The following is a 14,140-nucleotide window of genomic DNA, read 5'->3' on the forward strand; positions in this document are numbered from 1 at the left end:
GTCCGCCATCTCCGCGTACGGCATCCGCGGCCCGTCCGGTTCCGCTCCCGCCACGAGCCTCGCCGCAGCCGGGGTCGCGGCCGGGGTCACAGCCGGGGTCGCGGCCGCAGCCGGGGTCGCCGGTGCCCGCCGTGGAGCCTCTTCGGCCGTTCCGGCGGCGAGAAGACGGTTCTCCAGGTCCTCCTGCGCCGCGTCCAGGTCGTAGTCGGCGTAGCGCGCGTCCAGGTCCGCCGCGACGCGGCGCATGGTCTCGTCGATGTTCACCGCCCCTCCTCTTCCCTTCGGTCGCCGCGGTCCTCGAGCCGTCGCCGTGCCCCGGACAGGTGGGAGTGCACGGCGGACGGGGTGATCTCCAGGTACCGGCCGATCTCCTCGACGTCCTGCCCGAGCAGGACGTGCAGCTCCAGGCACTCGGCCTGCCGCGGGGTCAGCCTCCCGAGCATCTGCTGGAAGTCCAGCCGCGCCACGAGACCGGCGACGTCGTCGGGCGCGATCAAACCCTCGACCTGCTCCGTCACCGGCACGGGCTGCCGCCTGCGCCTGCGCCGGAAGTCGACGAGCGAATCGCGCAGGACCTTGAGCGCGAACGCCTCCGGTGATCGCGCGGTCCGGAGTGCCGTTCGCACCCGGTACAGGGCCACGAAGGCGTCACTGACGACGTCCTCGGCGTCGTGCCGGGTCAACCCGCGCAGCGCCAGGTACTTCAGGAAGTTCACGCGGTGCGCTCGGTGGAACTCCGCGAACCACGTGTCCAAGCGTTCCCGGGCCTGGCAGGCTTGAGCGTCACGCGGGCACACGCAACTCGTGCGCGGACACGTGCTCATGCTGGTCACGACCACCTCACCCCACCGTCACCCACCGCGTCCCACGCGCCGTAGTCCACCGTTCACCCGCAACGCCGTCGCGTGGCCCCGGTTTGTCCAGGCGATGCGCGGACACCACCCGTTCGCAGTAACCCCGGACATCGGGCTTCAAGAACCCGTAACCGGTCCGGCGTCCTCGTCAACACCGTCAGCCCTACCGGGAGAGGTGATCACACGGGGTTATGCTGCCCGGCGTGACCGAGTTCGTGCAGGTGTCCACCGCGGCCGAGAGCAGGGAAGTCGCCTTCCGGTTGGCGAAGTCCGCGGTCGGGGCGCGTCTGGCCGCCGGTGCGCAGGTGATCGGCCCGGTCGGGTCGGTGTTCTGGCACCTGGGCGAGCTCGGTGAGGGCGAGGAGTGGCAGGTCCTGTTCAAGACCACCGCCGACCGCTTCGCCCGGCTGCGCGACCACCTGGTCGCCGAGCATCCCTGGAGCAATCCCGAGGTGACCGCGACGGCGCTGGTCGACGGCACGCCCGAGTACTTCGACTGGCTGAGGCGGACGCTCGACCCGCAAGCCTAGGCACCGATCGCGTCGAACATCCGAGCCACCGCCGGCAGAGAGCGGTGCTGTTCCAGTCGGTGCGCGACCTGCCGGATGCGGCTCAGTGGACGCACCGAGCCGACACCGTCGGCCAACCGGAAGGACTCGGTGACGACCAGGGCGGCGCGTTCGATCTCGTGCCCGTCGAGCAGGGCGTGGGCCAGCCAGGTCAGGTACAGCGCCTTGTCCCGCGCCTGTGTGTCGTCGAACCGCGACAACGCCGACTCCAACACCGGCACGGCCCGCAACGGCCGGTGCAACTCCGCCCAGCACCGCCCCGCCATGATGTCGATCTCGGTCCGGTCGACCCAGTAGACCCAGTCCGGCTCGGGCCGGTCATCCGAGCGGGCCAACTGCTCCCGCGCGAGGGCCAGCGACCGGTCCGCGTTGGCCGCGTCGCCCGCCACCGCGTAGGTCCAGGCCCTGCGCTCGGACAGCAGCGCCCCCACCCGCGGCGTCACCGCCTCACCCGCCACCGCGCAGGAGGACTCGGCCAGGCCGACGTTCGGCCGCGCCACCGTCACCTCCTGGTAGGCCAGGAACGCCAGGGCATTGCCCGCCAGCGCCGGATCCTCGGCTTCACGTGCCGCGGTCAGGCTCGTCTGGTAGTGCCGCCCCGCTTCGGGGTGCATGCCGGCGTCGAACGCCGCCCAGCCGGTCAGCTGCGCCTGCTCGGCCACCACCCCGACCAGGCGCTTGCGGGTCGCCCCGGTACACCGCGCCTGGCGGACGAACGACATCGTCCCCTCCAGCTCGGAGGCGTAGAGACGGTAGGTGTCACGGCCGCCGAGGTAGTTGTCCAACCGGCGCAACCGCGCCGTCCGCGCAACCAACCGATCGACATCGCCACCGCCGACACCGCCTGACGGCGACCGGAAGACGTCGGCCGTACCCAGTGCGGCACCCACCGCGGTCCCGAAGAACTCACGTCGGTCCACGTCACCTCCGACACCGGTCTCGTCGTGCCCGCGCCGCCCCGCCGCGCGACGAACGCGGTCCTGCTCCTCTCTCGCCTTGCCGCGCAGCGCGACGAGCGCCCCGCCCGCGTCCAACGCCGCGTCGATGGCGCGCACGATGTCCAGCGACGGCAGGTTCGCCTGTACCCGCTCGGCGTAGGAGACGTACTGACGCGTATAGCCGATCCTTCTCGCCAGCTGCGGCTGGCTCAACCCCGCCTCGACCCGGCGACGCTTGATCTCCGAGGCCAGCAGACTGGCCGCTGCACCCGTGTCCTCGCCGCCTGAAGGTGCCACGCCCGCCGACGCGTCCGTACCGCCGGCCTTGTTGTCGGCTTGGGACACGTGGGCCTCCATGGTTACCGAAGCGGTATGGATGGTGACAGATTGTAGCTCCACTGATGTTGACCAGGCACAGCCGTATCCAGCACTGCCCGCTGAGGGATGTAAACCGCCCTGGGGTCAAAGGAGGTTCAGTGGTGTCCGACAAGATTCAGCCCAAGATCATCGCGGGCGTGGTCATCGACCAACTGCTCACCAACGACACCGGTGACCAGACCCGGCCGCACACCGTCACCGAGACCCCGACCGGCGGCGGTCAGGTCACCCGCGTGTTCACCCGCGCCGCGCTCGGGGTAACAGAGAGCGTGGACAACGGGCAGCGCACCGGATGCACCTGCCACCCCATCGGGGTGACCGGCTCCCTCGAAGGCGTGCCGGGACCTCCCGGGCAGAGTGCGACGTTGTCCTGATGACCGACCGGTCCCCGCCGCGCCACTCCGCGCGCTACTACGCGATCGTCGGTGCGCTGATGCTCATCGCGGTCGTCATCGGGTTCGCCCTCGTCGAGGAAGCGGGCTGGGTACTGGTCCTGACCGGCTGCTTCCTCGGCGGGTTCCTCGCCGAGTGGATCGCCGACCTGGTGCGCTACTGCCGAAATCGACGCTGACCTCGTTCATCGGAGCCACGTGAACCGCTCGAAGAAGAATCTCGTCATGGTGATCTCGTGCTTCCTCATCGCCGCGTTGCTCTCAGGGGTGCTGGCGGCCTTCCTCGAACAGGCGACGGGGCAGTGGTGGGTCCTCTACCTGCCCCCGCTGGTCGTGGTCGCCGTCGCGGTCCCGGTGGCGCTGCGCATGATCACGTCCAGGAGGAGGTGACGGACCCCGCGGTGCCGGCGGGGGCGGTCTGTGCGGGGGCGTGGTCAGAGGAAGGTCGTCAGGGCGACCGGCACGGCCAGGCCGGACAGGCCGTTGAGCGGGCAGTCGAGGTTGGGGTTGGCCGCTCCGACCGTCTGCGAGGTGGTGCCGGCCAGGGTGCCGCCGGTCTGCCAGGTGGTGAGCTGCACGGTGCCGTCGAGCACGTTGGTGCGGACGGTGAAGTCGAAGGTGGTCTGCTCGTCGCCGGGGGACCACTCGATGATCCCCGAGCCGGTGAGGGTGAGCAGCAGGTTGCACGGCACGCCGCCGAGGCTGGTCGCGGTGCCGGTGACCGGGGTGGCGACGCCGCCGGCCAGTTGCGGGTGGGAGCCGTTGGGTGAGGTGCAGTTGGACAGGCTGGCGACGGCCACCACCGACGCCGTGGTCTGCACGGCGGTCAGCGCCGGGCTGAAGCTGAGCTGCACGTTGATGGTGCAGGTCAGGTCGGCGACCGCAGCCGTGGCGGGCGGCGCGGTGGCGGACCCCGGCGCGACGAGGGACGCGGCGGCCACCGCCCAGGCCCTGAGCCGGGTCCGCGTGGTCATCCCGGGACGTCTCGACATGTGCACCTGCTCTCCGGCGGATGTCAGCTGACAGTGACAGGATGAATACCGAGCGTGATCGACTGCAAGCGGCCGAAAGAGTAGCGGCGACCGGGAACGGTGCCGGTCATCGGTCACGCGTGGCCGATGACGCGCGATCTCGCGCGGCGGACCGGGCGACCCCCGTCAGCGGCCCGCGGTGAGTTCGCCGGTGAGCTTGCCGTGCAGGCGGGCGCTGTGCGGGTCGAGGCCGGTGATCTCGACGGTCTTGCCGCGCTGGGCGTACTTCGCCTCGACGGCGTCGAGCGCGGCGACCGAGGAGGCGTCCCAGACGTGCGCCGCACCGAGGTCGATGACCACGCGGGCCGGGTCGCCCGCGTAGTCGAACCGGCCGACGAGGTCGTCGGAGGAGGCGAAGAACAGCTCGCCGGTGACCCGGTAGACCACGGTCGTGCCCTCGGGGTCGGTGACGGCGGTGACCTCGGCGACGCGGGCGACGCGCCTGGCGAAGATGACCATGGCGGTGACGGAGCCGACGACGACGCCGACCGCGAGGTTGTGGGTGGTCACCACGCAGGCGACCGTCGTGACCATGACGGTGATCTCGCCGAGCGGCATCCGGCGCAGGGTCTTGGGGGCGATGGAGTGCCAGTCGAAGGTCGCGAACGACACCATGACCATGACGGCGACGAGCGCGGCCATCGGGATGTCGGAGACGACCGGCCCGAACACGACGCACAGCACCATGAGGAACGCGCCGGCGAGGAAGGTCGACAGGCGGGTGCGGGCGCCGGAGACCTTCACGTTGATCATCGTCTGGCCGATCATCGCGCAGCCGCCCATGCCGCCGAAGAAGCCGGTGACGATGTTGGCGACGCCCTGGCCGATGGACTCGCGGGTCTTGTTCGAGGGGGTGTCGGTGATGTCGTCGACCAGCTTGGCGGTCATCAGCGACTCCATCAGCCCGACCAGCGCCATCGCGAAGGCGTAGGGGGCGATGGTGGCGAGCGTGCCCGGCGTGAACGGCACGTCCGGCAGGCCCGGCACCGGCAGGGACGACGGCAGCGCGCCCTTGTCGCCCACGGTCGGCACGGCGATGCCCGCCCCGACCGTGATGAGCGTGAGCGCCACGATCGAGACCAGCGGCGCGGGCACGACGGTGGTGACCTTCGGGAAGAGCACCATCAGCGCCAGGCCGCCGAGGAGCAGCGGGTAGACCGCCCAGGGGACGTCGCGCACCTCCGGCACCTGCGCCAGGAAGATCAGGATCGCCAGGGAGTTGACGAAACCGACCATCACCGAGCGGGGGACGAAGCGCATCAGCCTGGCCACCCCGAGCGCGCCGAGCACGACCTGGAACACGCCCGCGAGGATGACCGCGGCGACGAGGTGACCCAGGCCGTGCTCGTTGTTCAGCGGGGCGATGACCAGCGCGACCGCGCCGGTGGCGGCGGAGATCATGGCCCGTCGGCCGCCGACCACGGAGATCACCACGGCCATGGTGAACGAGGCGAACAGGCCCACCGCGGGATCGACCCCGGCGATGATCGAGAACGAGATCGCCTCGGGGATCAGCGCCAGCGCGACGACGAGACCCGCCAGGACCTCCGTGCGCCAGACCTCGGGGTCGCGCAGCCAGTCGGGGGCGAGGGCGCGCAGGCGTCCGGACGCGGACGGGGCGGAACCGGGAGTGGGCAAGAGGGGTTACCTGTCGTGCTCGGGCACGCCCCTGCGGGCGTGCGCGGTGGGGACGGCGGGGCCGGATCGGCACCCGCGCGGGACGGCCCGGTGCCGGGTGGGCCTGGTGCCGGGTGGGCCTGGTGCGGGACGGGGCCGCGGCCGGCCGCCCTCGCCGCCGGCAACCCTACCCTGACGTCAGGGTTCGGCCGCGGGGGTGTGTCGGACATCCCGCCGGGGGCGCGACGGCCGGGCCGGTCGCGGCCCGGTGCTCGGCACGGGACGGCCGGAAGGGCGGTCCGCTCACGGCGTGCGGGGGTGGACGGGCGAGGCCGGCCGCTCGTGGACGACGGCACGGGGGCCGACGAGCACGAGCGCGGTGGAGCAGTGGTCGAGCAGACCGCGGCTGGTGGGGTTCCCGGTGGTCGGGGTGCAGCCGACGACCAGCAGCGAGGCCAGCCTCGCGTGGCGGACGAGGCCGGTGACCGGGTGCGACCCGGCGACCCGCACGTCCACCGGCACGTCCGGGTGCCGCCCGGCGTACAGGTCGATCGTGGTCAGCACGGCGTGCGCGGTCGAGGCGGCCCGCGGTCCGGCGGCGGAGGAACCGCGGGTGCAGCAGACCACGCGGACGCCGGTGCCCAGGGCCTCGGCCAGGGCGAACCCGGACAGCAGCGTCGCCCGGGACACGCCGTCGCCGTCGGTGCCGATCAGCACGGGCAGGTCGTCGCGCCACGCCGCGCCGGGCGGGACGGCGACGACCGGGCAGTGCGCCGAGGCGGCCACGACGAGCGCGAGCCACCGCTCCGCCTCGGTGCGCGCGCTCAGGACGACCACGTCGGCGGTGCGGGACTCGGCGACCAGGGCGCGTGCGGCGACGTCGGGGGTGCCCCGGAGGGCCGGACCGGCGGGGGCGTCGGCGCGCGGGGCGGGCCGGGCCACGGCGATGTCGCGACCGCGTCGTTTCGCGTACGACGTCGCCCACAGCGCGGCGTCGAGGGCGTCGGGTCGCCCCGACGCCCCGAGGACGACGCGTGTCGGCCGATCGGACGAGCTGGTCGTGACGGCCTCCGGGGTCGTGCCGCTGTGGGGCCCGCTCACCGCCGGGCGGTGCCATCTTGGCCGATCGCCACCCGGAACGGTCGCGGATCGCCCGTTCTTCGACCGGTTCGGCGTAGGCGACCCGGCCGCGGGGAGCAGGGGCACTGGGGCGTGGGGCGCAGTCCGTGCCCGGCGAACAGCGGTGCCGGGGCCGCGGCGGTGACGCGGACGCGGGTCCCGGTGGTTGCACCGATCGCGCCCGCGGCCGTTCCGCTAGGCTCGCCCGTCGATCGACAGCTCCCGGGACCACTGGCCGGCCCCGGTCCCGGACACGGCTGTCGTGCCTTCATCCGGGGAGGGATGTGGCCGTTCCGACTGTCGTGCCGTCCGGTGACGCGGAGGACGCACGGGTTGCTCTCCACCGCGTGCGCCGGTGGACCTCGGTCTTCGCCTGGGCCGGCGGGGTCGTGTTCGCGGCGCGGCTGCTGCTCGCGGGTGCGACGCCCGCCGCCGGCGTCACCGCCGTGGTCGTGGCGCTGCTGCTGTGCTGGTGGGCGGTCCGCCCGGGGCGGGACGGGTGGGTGGGCGCCCTCGTCGAGACCGCCGTCGTGGTGACCGGCGTGCTGGTGCTGCCGAGCCCGCAGCCGGTGCTGGGTTTCCTGTTCGGCGTCACCGTCCGCCGGGTGCTGCTCGACGACGAGCACCGCTTCCCCGGCAAGGCCCTGCTCCCCGCGTGCGGCTACGTCCTCGGCTTCGGCGCGTCCGCCCTGGCCGGCCGGGTGGTCGACCTGGGCCCGGACACCCTGGCCCCGGCGCTGATGCCGCTGGCGGGGCTGGCCATCGGGTCGGCCGCCCTGCACCAGACGGCCCTCGCCGCCCGGCTGGCCGAGAGCGCGCGGCGCCGCGCGGACAGGGCGCACCGCGCCGCGGAGGCCGCGGTGCGCGCCGGACCGGTCGGGTTGGTGCTGCTCGACGGAGGGGGCCGGCCGGAGCTGTTCAACGAGCGCGCGGCCGACCTGCTCGGGTGGGACGGCCCCGGCGCGGTGCCCTGCCCGCACGGCCCGGAGATCACCGCCTGCGCCCGCGGCTGCGCCCGCCCCGCCCCCGACCCGGTCGAACTGCGGCTCGACCGCGCCGGCACCGAGACCGCGCTCACCCTGCACCCCGTGGACGTCCCGGACGAGGACGGCCCGGGGCGGGTGATGGTCGCGGTCGTCGACGTCACCGCGCGCCGGCGCCGGGAGGACGTGCTGCGCGAGCACTGCGAGCACGACGAGCTGACCGGCCTGACCGGCCGCCGCTACTTCCTCGACCTGGTCGACCGCGCGCTGGAGGACGGGGACGTCGCGCTCCTGCTGGTCGACCTGGACCGGTTCAAGGAGGTCAACGACGTCCAGGGCCACCAGGTGGGGGACCGGCGGCTGGTCGAGGCGGCACGGCGCCTGCGCACCGCGCTCGGCGAGCACGACGTCGCGGCCCGCCTGGGCGGGGACGAGTTCGCCGTGCTGACGGCGCCCGGGGACGAGGTCGGCCTGGCCCACCGCGTGCTCACCGCGCTGGCCACCCCCGCCGGCCCGGGCGAGGGCACCGTGATCAGGGGCAGCGTCGGGGTGGCCGTGGCCGGCCGCGACGGCACCGGTCGCACGGCGCACGACCTGCTGCGCGACGCCGACGTGGCGATGTACGTGGCCAAGCGCGAGGGCGGGGGACGGGTCCGGGCGTTCCGGCGCGAGATGGGCGAGGACGTCGCCGCCCGCCAGCGCGACAAGGTCGACCTGCGCGCCGCGCTGGACAACGACGAACTGGTCCTGCACTACCAGCCCATCGTCGACCTGGCCGCGGGCCGCGCCGTCCACGCCGAGGCCCTGGTGCGGTGGCGGCGCCCGGGACACGGCCTGCTCGGGCCCGACCGGTTCATCGGCCTGGCCGAGGAGACCGGCCTGATCGTGCCGCTGGGCGCGCACGTGCTGCGCGCGGCGTGCACGGACGCGGTGCGCTGGCGGCGGCGCGGCCGCTCCCTGGGCGTCGCGGTCAACGTCTCGCCCGGTCAGCTGGCCGGCGACGCGTTCTCGCGGCAGGTCGGGGAGCTGCTGACGTCCACCGGCCTGGAACCGCGGGAGCTGACCGTCGAGGTCACCGAGGCGGTGTGGGCCGACGAGACCGCCATGCGGGTGCTGATGGACGTGCGCGAGCTGGGCGTGCGCGTGGCGCTGGACGACTTCGGCACCGGCTACTCGTCGCTGAACTACCTGCGGCGCTTCCCGTTCGACCTGGTGAAGATCGACAAGTCGTTCACCGACGGCCTCGGCGAGGACGCCCGGACCGAGGGCGTGGTGCGGTGCATCATCGACCTCGCCGCCGTGCTGGGCGCGCGCACGGTCGCCGAGGGCGTCGAGACGCCGACCCAGGCGCACTGGCTGCGCGACTCCGGCTGCGACTACCTCCAGGGCTACCTGTTCGGCAAACCGGACCTGCTGGAGAACTGGCACCCCGACCTGGTCGCCGGCCCCCTCCCGCTGCCGCGCCCCTGACCCGCCCGGCGACCGGGTCCTCCCGCTCGACCGCCGGGACGACCACGCCGGTCCCGCGGGCACCGGCCGCGCGCGTCACCGGAAGATCGCCAGGGCCCACATCTTCAGCACCCGGTCCTCCTCGTCCCAGCTCTCCACCTTGCCCAGCACGCGTCCCCCGAACGAGGTGTTCCCCTGCGGCAGCACGTCGTTCTTCCGCAGACCGCTGCGCGGGAACTTGACGCGCGCGTGAGCCTCACCGCCGGGGTAGGGCACGCGCAGGCGGAGGTAGTCCGCGTCGGGCTGGTCCTTCTCCTCGTACACCTCGAACACCCCGACGACGGACAGGAACATCCGGGTGTCGCTCAGGGCCGCCCCGCCGCGGGCGTCGCCGACCAGGCTGTGGTGCGCGTGCACCTCGCCGTCGTGGAAGTCCGCGTAGACGATGGCGTCGGCCGCCTCCAGGTGCCGCACGACCTTGCGGATCGCGGTGATCGGCTGTTCCACGACCTCGAAGAACTCGGCCCTCTCGCCTTCACGGGTCCGGCCGCCGGTGACGTTGAGCCAGCGGGTCTTCACCTCGCCGCGGCCCTCCGTGGTGTCCCGGGTGTACTTCTCCACCTGCCGCTTGAGCGCCGAGACGTCGTCGCGGTACTGGAGGATGTCCATGACCACCGCCTCGTTGAGGTACATCAGCACCTCGTGGCTGCCGATGAGGCCGGGCGCCGCGCTGGGGTCCCGCCTGCGGCGCGCGTACAGCACCGCGGCGGCGACGACCAGGGCGGTCCCCACGACGACGAGGACCCAGAACAACGCGCTACCGGCAGCCACGGATCTCCTTGAACGCCTCGGACAGCGATGTCGCGTTCGCGTCGACCATGTGCCCCCCGGTGGCCCTCGCCGCCCGGTCCAGCTCACCGGGGTCGGCCTCGCCGAAGCGAACGGTGTAGGTGTGCACGGCCTTCGCCGCCGGGTGCCGCGCCTCGTGGTTGCGCAGGAAGTCCGCCAACCCGATCCCGGTGTTGTTCTCCCCGTCGGTCATCAGCACGATCGTGACCGGCTGCCCGGGGTCGGCGGCGGTGACGGCCGCGGCTTTCCCGTAGGCCGCCTCCAGCGCCGACCACACGCCGGTCCCGTCGTCGAAGCGGTCGGTGGCGATGTGGTCGCGGATGGCGTCGAGGTCGGACTGGTCCTCGATCACGAAGTCCCGCTCGTCGAGGACCTGCCCGCCGAAGCGCACGACGGTGAACCTCTCGCCCCGGTAGAAGCGGGTGAACTTGCCGGCCTCCGACGGGTCGGCACCGCTGAAACCTGCGAACGTGGACCGCAGGTCCGCTATCCGCTGCCCGCGCATCGACGTGGAGAAGTCCAGCGCGAAGATCACCTGCGAGGGGTTCCTGGACAGCGGGTCGGCGTACGCGGCGGCGAGCCGGTCGACGGTCTCCTTGCGCTCGGGGAAGTACAGGGTGTTCGTGCCGAAGTCGCGGAACCGGGGGTCGCGCGGCACCCGGTTGTCCAGCGGGCGGCGCAGCGTGCGCTCCATGATGCCGCGCTGCGCCCGCTCGGACTGGAACCACGTCACGACCGCGTCGAAGCTGTCCCGCTTGGCCGGGTCGAGCAGCAGCATCGGGTAGTCGGCGAGGATGATGCCGTCGCGCGGGTAGAGGATCTCCAGCGGCTCGCGCAGCTGCCCGCCGGCGTTGAGGGACAGCAGCACCGACTCGTAGTTGATCAGCGCGTCCGCGGCGTCCTGGTCGGCGGCGTAGCTGTCGGCGAGCTGCCGCGAGGTCTCCCCGGCGAGGGTGCGCCCGGCGAAGAAGCCGCGCAGCCGGTCGCAGGTGACGTCCTCCTCGCGCAGCGCCCCGCCGGTGCCGGCCGCCGCCGTCGCGACACCGATCAGCGCGGAGAGCCCGCTGCCCGCGTGCCGCGGGTCCGCCATCCCGAAGCGCACCATCCCCGTGGCGGACCGGTCGGCCAGGTCCGCCCAGGAGAGCCGCTGGTCCGCCGCCGAGGTCCGCAGCAGCTCGGCGACCGCCGGTTTCACCCCCACCGCCAGCGGCGAGAACATGAACCTGGCGCTCAGCGGTCGTTCCCCGGCGTACTGGAGCTGCTTGAGCTTCAGGTCGAAGTAGCGGTCCGTGGACAGCCAGGCGATGTCGTGCCGGTAGCTGCCGGGGGTGAGCGAGTCGGTCGCGTCGATCGTGCCCCGGTGCTCCACGACGAGCTCGACGCCGGTGTCGCGGCGCAGCTCGTCCAGCAGGGGCCGCATGTCCGTCAGCTCGGAGGAGGCGAGCACCGTCAGGGTGGTGCGCGGCGGTTCGGGGTCGGCGGTGCACGCCGTGAGCAGCACGAGCACGGCGCAGAGCAGGGCCGCCGCCTTCGTCGCGGCCCGCGTCACGGACATCCGCCGATCGTGGTGATGAGCTTCTCGAAGACCTCCAGCGGCGGCAGGTACGCGCGCGTGTAGTCGTTGTCGGACGACGGCGCCTCCAGCCCGTGCCCGGTGAGCATGCCGGTCAGTTCCGGGCTCGTGGTCCGCTGCTCCGCGTCGAGCACCCGGAACCCCAGCTCGACGGCTCGCCGGCGCAGCTCGGGATCGGTGCGCAGCAGCTCGGCGAGCTTCTTCCCGGTCTCGTTGAGGGCGATGAACGACGGCTGGGTCTCGAAGTGGTCGGCGGGGTAGAGCAGGACGCGGTCCTCGTCGGGCTGCCCGTTCGGGCGCCGCAGCTGGTGGGCCAGGTACTGGTGCTCGTAGATCACCACGATCGGCGCGATCCCCTTGCCCTCCGGCGACAGGTAGAAGGGGACCCGGTCGGCCGTGGGGGCGCCCTGGGAGCGGTAGAACGGCTTCAGCGCCTCGCCGAGCGAGACCGCCTCCTCCTCGGCCGTCGCGGCCCGGCCGCCGTTCTTCGCGTAGGCGATCAGCCCCTGGTACGTGCCGCCGGAGTTGGACTTGCACACGTCGGAGGTGTGGGCGAGGACCAGGTTGTTGTTCTGGATGCCGTGGGCGCGGACGCCGATGTCGTTCCAGCGCTTGCCCGATTCGGTCAGCTCGACGAACCTGCCGATGTCCAACTCGTAGTAGAGCGGGTTGGGGCGCTGGTCGTCCATCGGGATGGCGATGCCCGCGTCGTGCAGGGCCCGCGCGTACGGGCGGTAGGTGGCGAGCACGATCGGGCTGACGAACGGGACGTACGCCTGGGCGTACTGGTCGTTCTCCTGCCGGTCGGCCAGGATCAGGTCGGTCGCGGGCTGGCCCGAGGGGAAGACGAAGTCGTAGCGGTCGACGTCGTGCGTGGCGATCTCCCGCGAACCGGAGTTGTCGACGGCGACCTCGTAGTTCCTGCGCTTGAGGATCTCCCGCACCCCGGGATCGCGGAAGAAGTCGACCTTCGACCCCAGCTTGCCCCGGACGACGGTGACGGCCTGCGCGGGTGGCGCCGTGCGGACCAGGACGGGGACCAGCCCGAGCAGGAGCAGGCCGACCAGGCCGACGGCGAGCACCGGGGCCAGTGCGGGGCGCGGTGGAGGCGGTTTGATCCTTAACAGCGGCTCGTCGGCCACACGTCCTCCAGCGGTTCCCGCGGCGTACCGACTCCATCGGTACGCCCGCTCGGTGAACGCGACCGGTCGTCCGGATAACGCTTTGGCCTTCACCGGGGTGGTGGCCCCACCCGCGACGGCGGGCCGGCCGGGCACCGGCGGAGTCACCGATGCGGTCCGCGCCACCCCGGGCCATGATGATCGGATGGCTGTCGACCCGCGCGGTGCCGACCTGAAACGACTGCTCGCCGAGGACCCGGGCGGGCCGGTGGTGATGCTGAACCTGCTGCGCTTCGCCGAGGGCGGTGTCGAGTCCTACCGGGCGTACGCGGAGCAGCTGACCAGGACGTTCCTGCCGCGCCACGGGGGCGAGGTGCTGTACGCGGGCACCGGGTCCACGGTGCTGGTCGCGGAGGACGGGCAGAGCTGGGACGCGGTGGTCGTCGTGCGCTACCCCGACCGGGACGCGTTCTGCCGCATGGTCGCCGACCCCGAGTACCAGGAGGTCACCCGCTTGCGCACCGCCGCGCTGAGCGAGGCGGTGTTGCAGGCCACCGTCCCCTGGGCGTGATCCGGGCGGCGCGGACCTCCGTGGTCCGCGAGACCACGAGGGTGCACGACCGGGTGTCGGACGCGAAGGGGCGGTCGCAGGCGGTGAGGCGCTCCATCACGTGCAGGTCGCTGCCCGGCAGCACCGGCCGCCGCGACCACGGCCGGTCCCACGCGGTCTGCAACGCGCCGTCGAAGACCTCGTCCTGTTCGGCCAACCACGGCAGCTCGTCGAGCACCACGACAGTCGGGCTGTCCGGCAGCGTCGCGCCCAGGACGCGGAAAGCGGCGGGCCACCCGATCGAGGCGCTTGCGCAGTAGTCGCAGCTCGGCCTGTCTGCCCACGCAGCCCGACATGCCTGGTGGCGTAGATCGAATCTACGTAGATGGTAACTACCTGTACCGAGGGTGAAGACCGGCCGGGTGCCCACGTGAAGCGGGGCCCGACGCGTCCGGCGTCGGGCCCCGCTCCCGCATCGCGCACCGCCGCGGTTCAGCCCGCCTTGTCGCGGCGGGAGCCGAACGTGAACGCGACGCCCCACATCATGAGCATGACCCCGCCCACGGCGCCGGTGACGTTGCGCCACGTGCCCAGGCCGCCGGCGCCGGACATGGCCGCGACACCGCTGAGCACGAGGCTCACCAGCAGCAGCGCCAGCGCCGTGAAGCCGAGTGCGGCGACCGCCGTCCGTCCGGGGTCCCTCTCACGGGTCATACC

General features: G+C 72.9%; 16 protein-coding genes. 7 read left to right on the forward strand and 9 right to left on the reverse strand.

Annotated elements, in window-relative coordinates:
- Positions 1 to 260: 260 nt before the first annotated feature.
- The gene (locus ACRAKJ_RS14500) at positions 261 to 716 is read right to left on the reverse strand and encodes a sigma-70 family RNA polymerase sigma factor (protein ID WP_438923954.1); all 456 of its coding nucleotides are present in this window, start codon (positions 714 to 716) and stop codon (positions 261 to 263) included.
- 341 nt (positions 717 to 1,057) lie between these two features.
- On the opposite strand from ACRAKJ_RS14500, the gene ACRAKJ_RS14505 reads away from it, so the two are divergent.
- Positions 1,058 to 1,384 (forward strand): divalent cation tolerance protein CutA, encoded by a 327-nt coding sequence (locus ACRAKJ_RS14505; RefSeq protein WP_438923955.1) that lies wholly within the window; start codon positions 1,058 to 1,060, stop codon positions 1,382 to 1,384.
- Here the strand turns inward: ACRAKJ_RS14505 and ACRAKJ_RS14510 are convergent.
- Complete coding sequence (locus tag ACRAKJ_RS14510; protein WP_438923956.1) at positions 1,381 to 2,706, reverse strand: helix-turn-helix domain-containing protein; 1,326 nt, start codon at positions 2,704 to 2,706, stop codon at positions 1,381 to 1,383. The two genes, ACRAKJ_RS14505 and ACRAKJ_RS14510, sit on opposite strands and share 4 nt — an antisense overlap.
- A gap of 134 nt (positions 2,707 to 2,840) precedes the next feature.
- Between ACRAKJ_RS14510 and ACRAKJ_RS14515 the strand changes: the two genes are divergently transcribed.
- From ACRAKJ_RS14515 to ACRAKJ_RS14525, 3 genes are read left to right on the forward strand one after another with little or no spacing between them, the layout of a single operon-like run.
- Positions 2,841 to 3,113 (forward strand): hypothetical protein, encoded by a 273-nt coding sequence (locus ACRAKJ_RS14515; protein WP_438923957.1) that lies wholly within the window; start codon positions 2,841 to 2,843, stop codon positions 3,111 to 3,113.
- Positions 3,113 to 3,310 (forward strand): hypothetical protein, encoded by a 198-nt coding sequence (locus ACRAKJ_RS14520; protein WP_438923958.1) that lies wholly within the window; start codon positions 3,113 to 3,115, stop codon positions 3,308 to 3,310. Before ACRAKJ_RS14515 ends, ACRAKJ_RS14520 begins: the two co-directional genes overlap by 1 nt.
- A 19-nt stretch (positions 3,311 to 3,329) precedes the next feature.
- Complete coding sequence (locus ACRAKJ_RS14525) at positions 3,330 to 3,521, forward strand: hypothetical protein (RefSeq protein ID WP_438923959.1); 192 nt, start codon at positions 3,330 to 3,332, stop codon at positions 3,519 to 3,521.
- Positions 3,522 to 3,565: 44 nt separating this feature from the next.
- Here ACRAKJ_RS14525 and ACRAKJ_RS14530 read toward each other — a convergent pair whose 3' ends face one another.
- The 3 genes from ACRAKJ_RS14530 to ACRAKJ_RS14540 form a co-directional block, all read right to left on the reverse strand.
- On the reverse strand, positions 3,566 to 4,105 hold the full coding sequence (locus ACRAKJ_RS14530; RefSeq protein WP_447008973.1) for a hypothetical protein: 540 nt from the start codon (positions 4,103 to 4,105) through the stop codon (positions 3,566 to 3,568).
- 183 nt (positions 4,106 to 4,288) lie between these two features.
- Positions 4,289 to 5,800: a SulP family inorganic anion transporter gene (locus ACRAKJ_RS14535; RefSeq protein ID WP_438923961.1), complete on the reverse strand. Its 1,512-nt coding sequence runs from the start codon at positions 5,798 to 5,800 to the stop codon at positions 4,289 to 4,291.
- A gap of 282 nt (positions 5,801 to 6,082) precedes the next feature.
- Positions 6,083 to 6,880, reverse strand: a complete 798-nt coding sequence (locus tag ACRAKJ_RS14540) for a hypothetical protein (RefSeq protein WP_438923962.1) — start codon at positions 6,878 to 6,880, stop codon at positions 6,083 to 6,085.
- A gap of 365 nt (positions 6,881 to 7,245) precedes the next feature.
- Between ACRAKJ_RS14540 and ACRAKJ_RS14545 the strand changes: the two genes are divergently transcribed.
- Positions 7,246 to 9,351, forward strand: coding sequence for a putative bifunctional diguanylate cyclase/phosphodiesterase (locus ACRAKJ_RS14545; RefSeq protein ID WP_447008974.1), 2,106 nt, complete (start codon positions 7,246 to 7,248; stop codon positions 9,349 to 9,351).
- 75 nt (positions 9,352 to 9,426) lie between these two features.
- On the opposite strand, the gene ACRAKJ_RS14550 is transcribed toward ACRAKJ_RS14545, so the two are convergent.
- Genes ACRAKJ_RS14550 through ACRAKJ_RS14560 form a run of 3 tightly spaced genes read right to left on the reverse strand, consistent with a single transcriptional unit; the run spans position 9,427 to position 12,894 of the window.
- Positions 9,427 to 10,161 carry a hypothetical protein gene (locus ACRAKJ_RS14550; protein WP_438926903.1) on the reverse strand — a complete coding sequence of 245 codons (735 nt, stop codon included), beginning with the start codon at positions 10,159 to 10,161 and terminating at the stop codon, positions 9,427 to 9,429.
- Complete coding sequence (locus ACRAKJ_RS14555) at positions 10,148 to 11,734, reverse strand: substrate-binding domain-containing protein (protein WP_438926902.1); 1,587 nt, start codon at positions 11,732 to 11,734, stop codon at positions 10,148 to 10,150. The genes ACRAKJ_RS14550 and ACRAKJ_RS14555 overlap by 14 nt, the downstream gene beginning before the upstream one ends.
- Positions 11,725 to 12,894, reverse strand: a complete 1,170-nt coding sequence (locus tag ACRAKJ_RS14560; RefSeq protein WP_438926901.1) for a hypothetical protein — start codon at positions 12,892 to 12,894, stop codon at positions 11,725 to 11,727. The genes ACRAKJ_RS14555 and ACRAKJ_RS14560 overlap by 10 nt, the downstream gene beginning before the upstream one ends.
- A 184-nt stretch (positions 12,895 to 13,078) precedes the next feature.
- Here ACRAKJ_RS14560 and ACRAKJ_RS14565 point away from each other — a divergent pair, with 184 nt between their 5' ends.
- A complete protein-coding gene (locus tag ACRAKJ_RS14565; RefSeq protein WP_438926900.1) occupies positions 13,079 to 13,444 on the forward strand; it encodes a DUF1330 domain-containing protein in 366 nt (121 codons plus the stop codon).
- Positions 13,441 to 13,743 (forward strand): hypothetical protein, encoded by a 303-nt coding sequence (locus tag ACRAKJ_RS14570; protein ID WP_438926899.1) that lies wholly within the window; start codon positions 13,441 to 13,443, stop codon positions 13,741 to 13,743. Before ACRAKJ_RS14565 ends, ACRAKJ_RS14570 begins: the two co-directional genes overlap by 4 nt.
- 172 nt (positions 13,744 to 13,915) lie before the next feature.
- Here ACRAKJ_RS14570 and ACRAKJ_RS14575 read toward each other — a convergent pair whose 3' ends face one another.
- A complete protein-coding gene (locus tag ACRAKJ_RS14575) occupies positions 13,916 to 14,137 on the reverse strand; it encodes a hypothetical protein (protein WP_438926986.1) in 222 nt (73 codons plus the stop codon).
- Between the last annotated feature and the right edge of the window lie 3 nt (positions 14,138 to 14,140).

It is taken from the genome of Saccharothrix sp. DSM 118769, from assembly GCF_052936295.1.

What these genes read in the sequence shown, in the direction of transcription:
- ACRAKJ_RS14520 (WP_438923958.1), top strand. Translation starts at nt 3,113, where the DNA reads ATGACCGACCGGTCCCCGCCGCGCCACTCCGCGCGCTACTACGCGATC.
- ACRAKJ_RS14530 (WP_447008973.1), bottom strand. Translation starts at nt 4,105, where the DNA reads ATGACCACGCGGACCCGGCTCAGGGCCTGGGCGGTGGCCGCCGCGTCC.
- ACRAKJ_RS14555 (WP_438926902.1), bottom strand. Translation starts at nt 11,734, where the DNA reads ATGTCCGTGACGCGGGCCGCGACGAAGGCGGCGGCCCTGCTCTGCGCC.
- ACRAKJ_RS14565 (WP_438926900.1), top strand. Translation starts at nt 13,079, where the DNA reads ATGGCTGTCGACCCGCGCGGTGCCGACCTGAAACGACTGCTCGCCGAG.
- ACRAKJ_RS14575 (WP_438926986.1), bottom strand. Translation starts at nt 14,137, where the DNA reads ATGACCCGTGAGAGGGACCCCGGACGGACGGCGGTCGCCGCACTCGGC.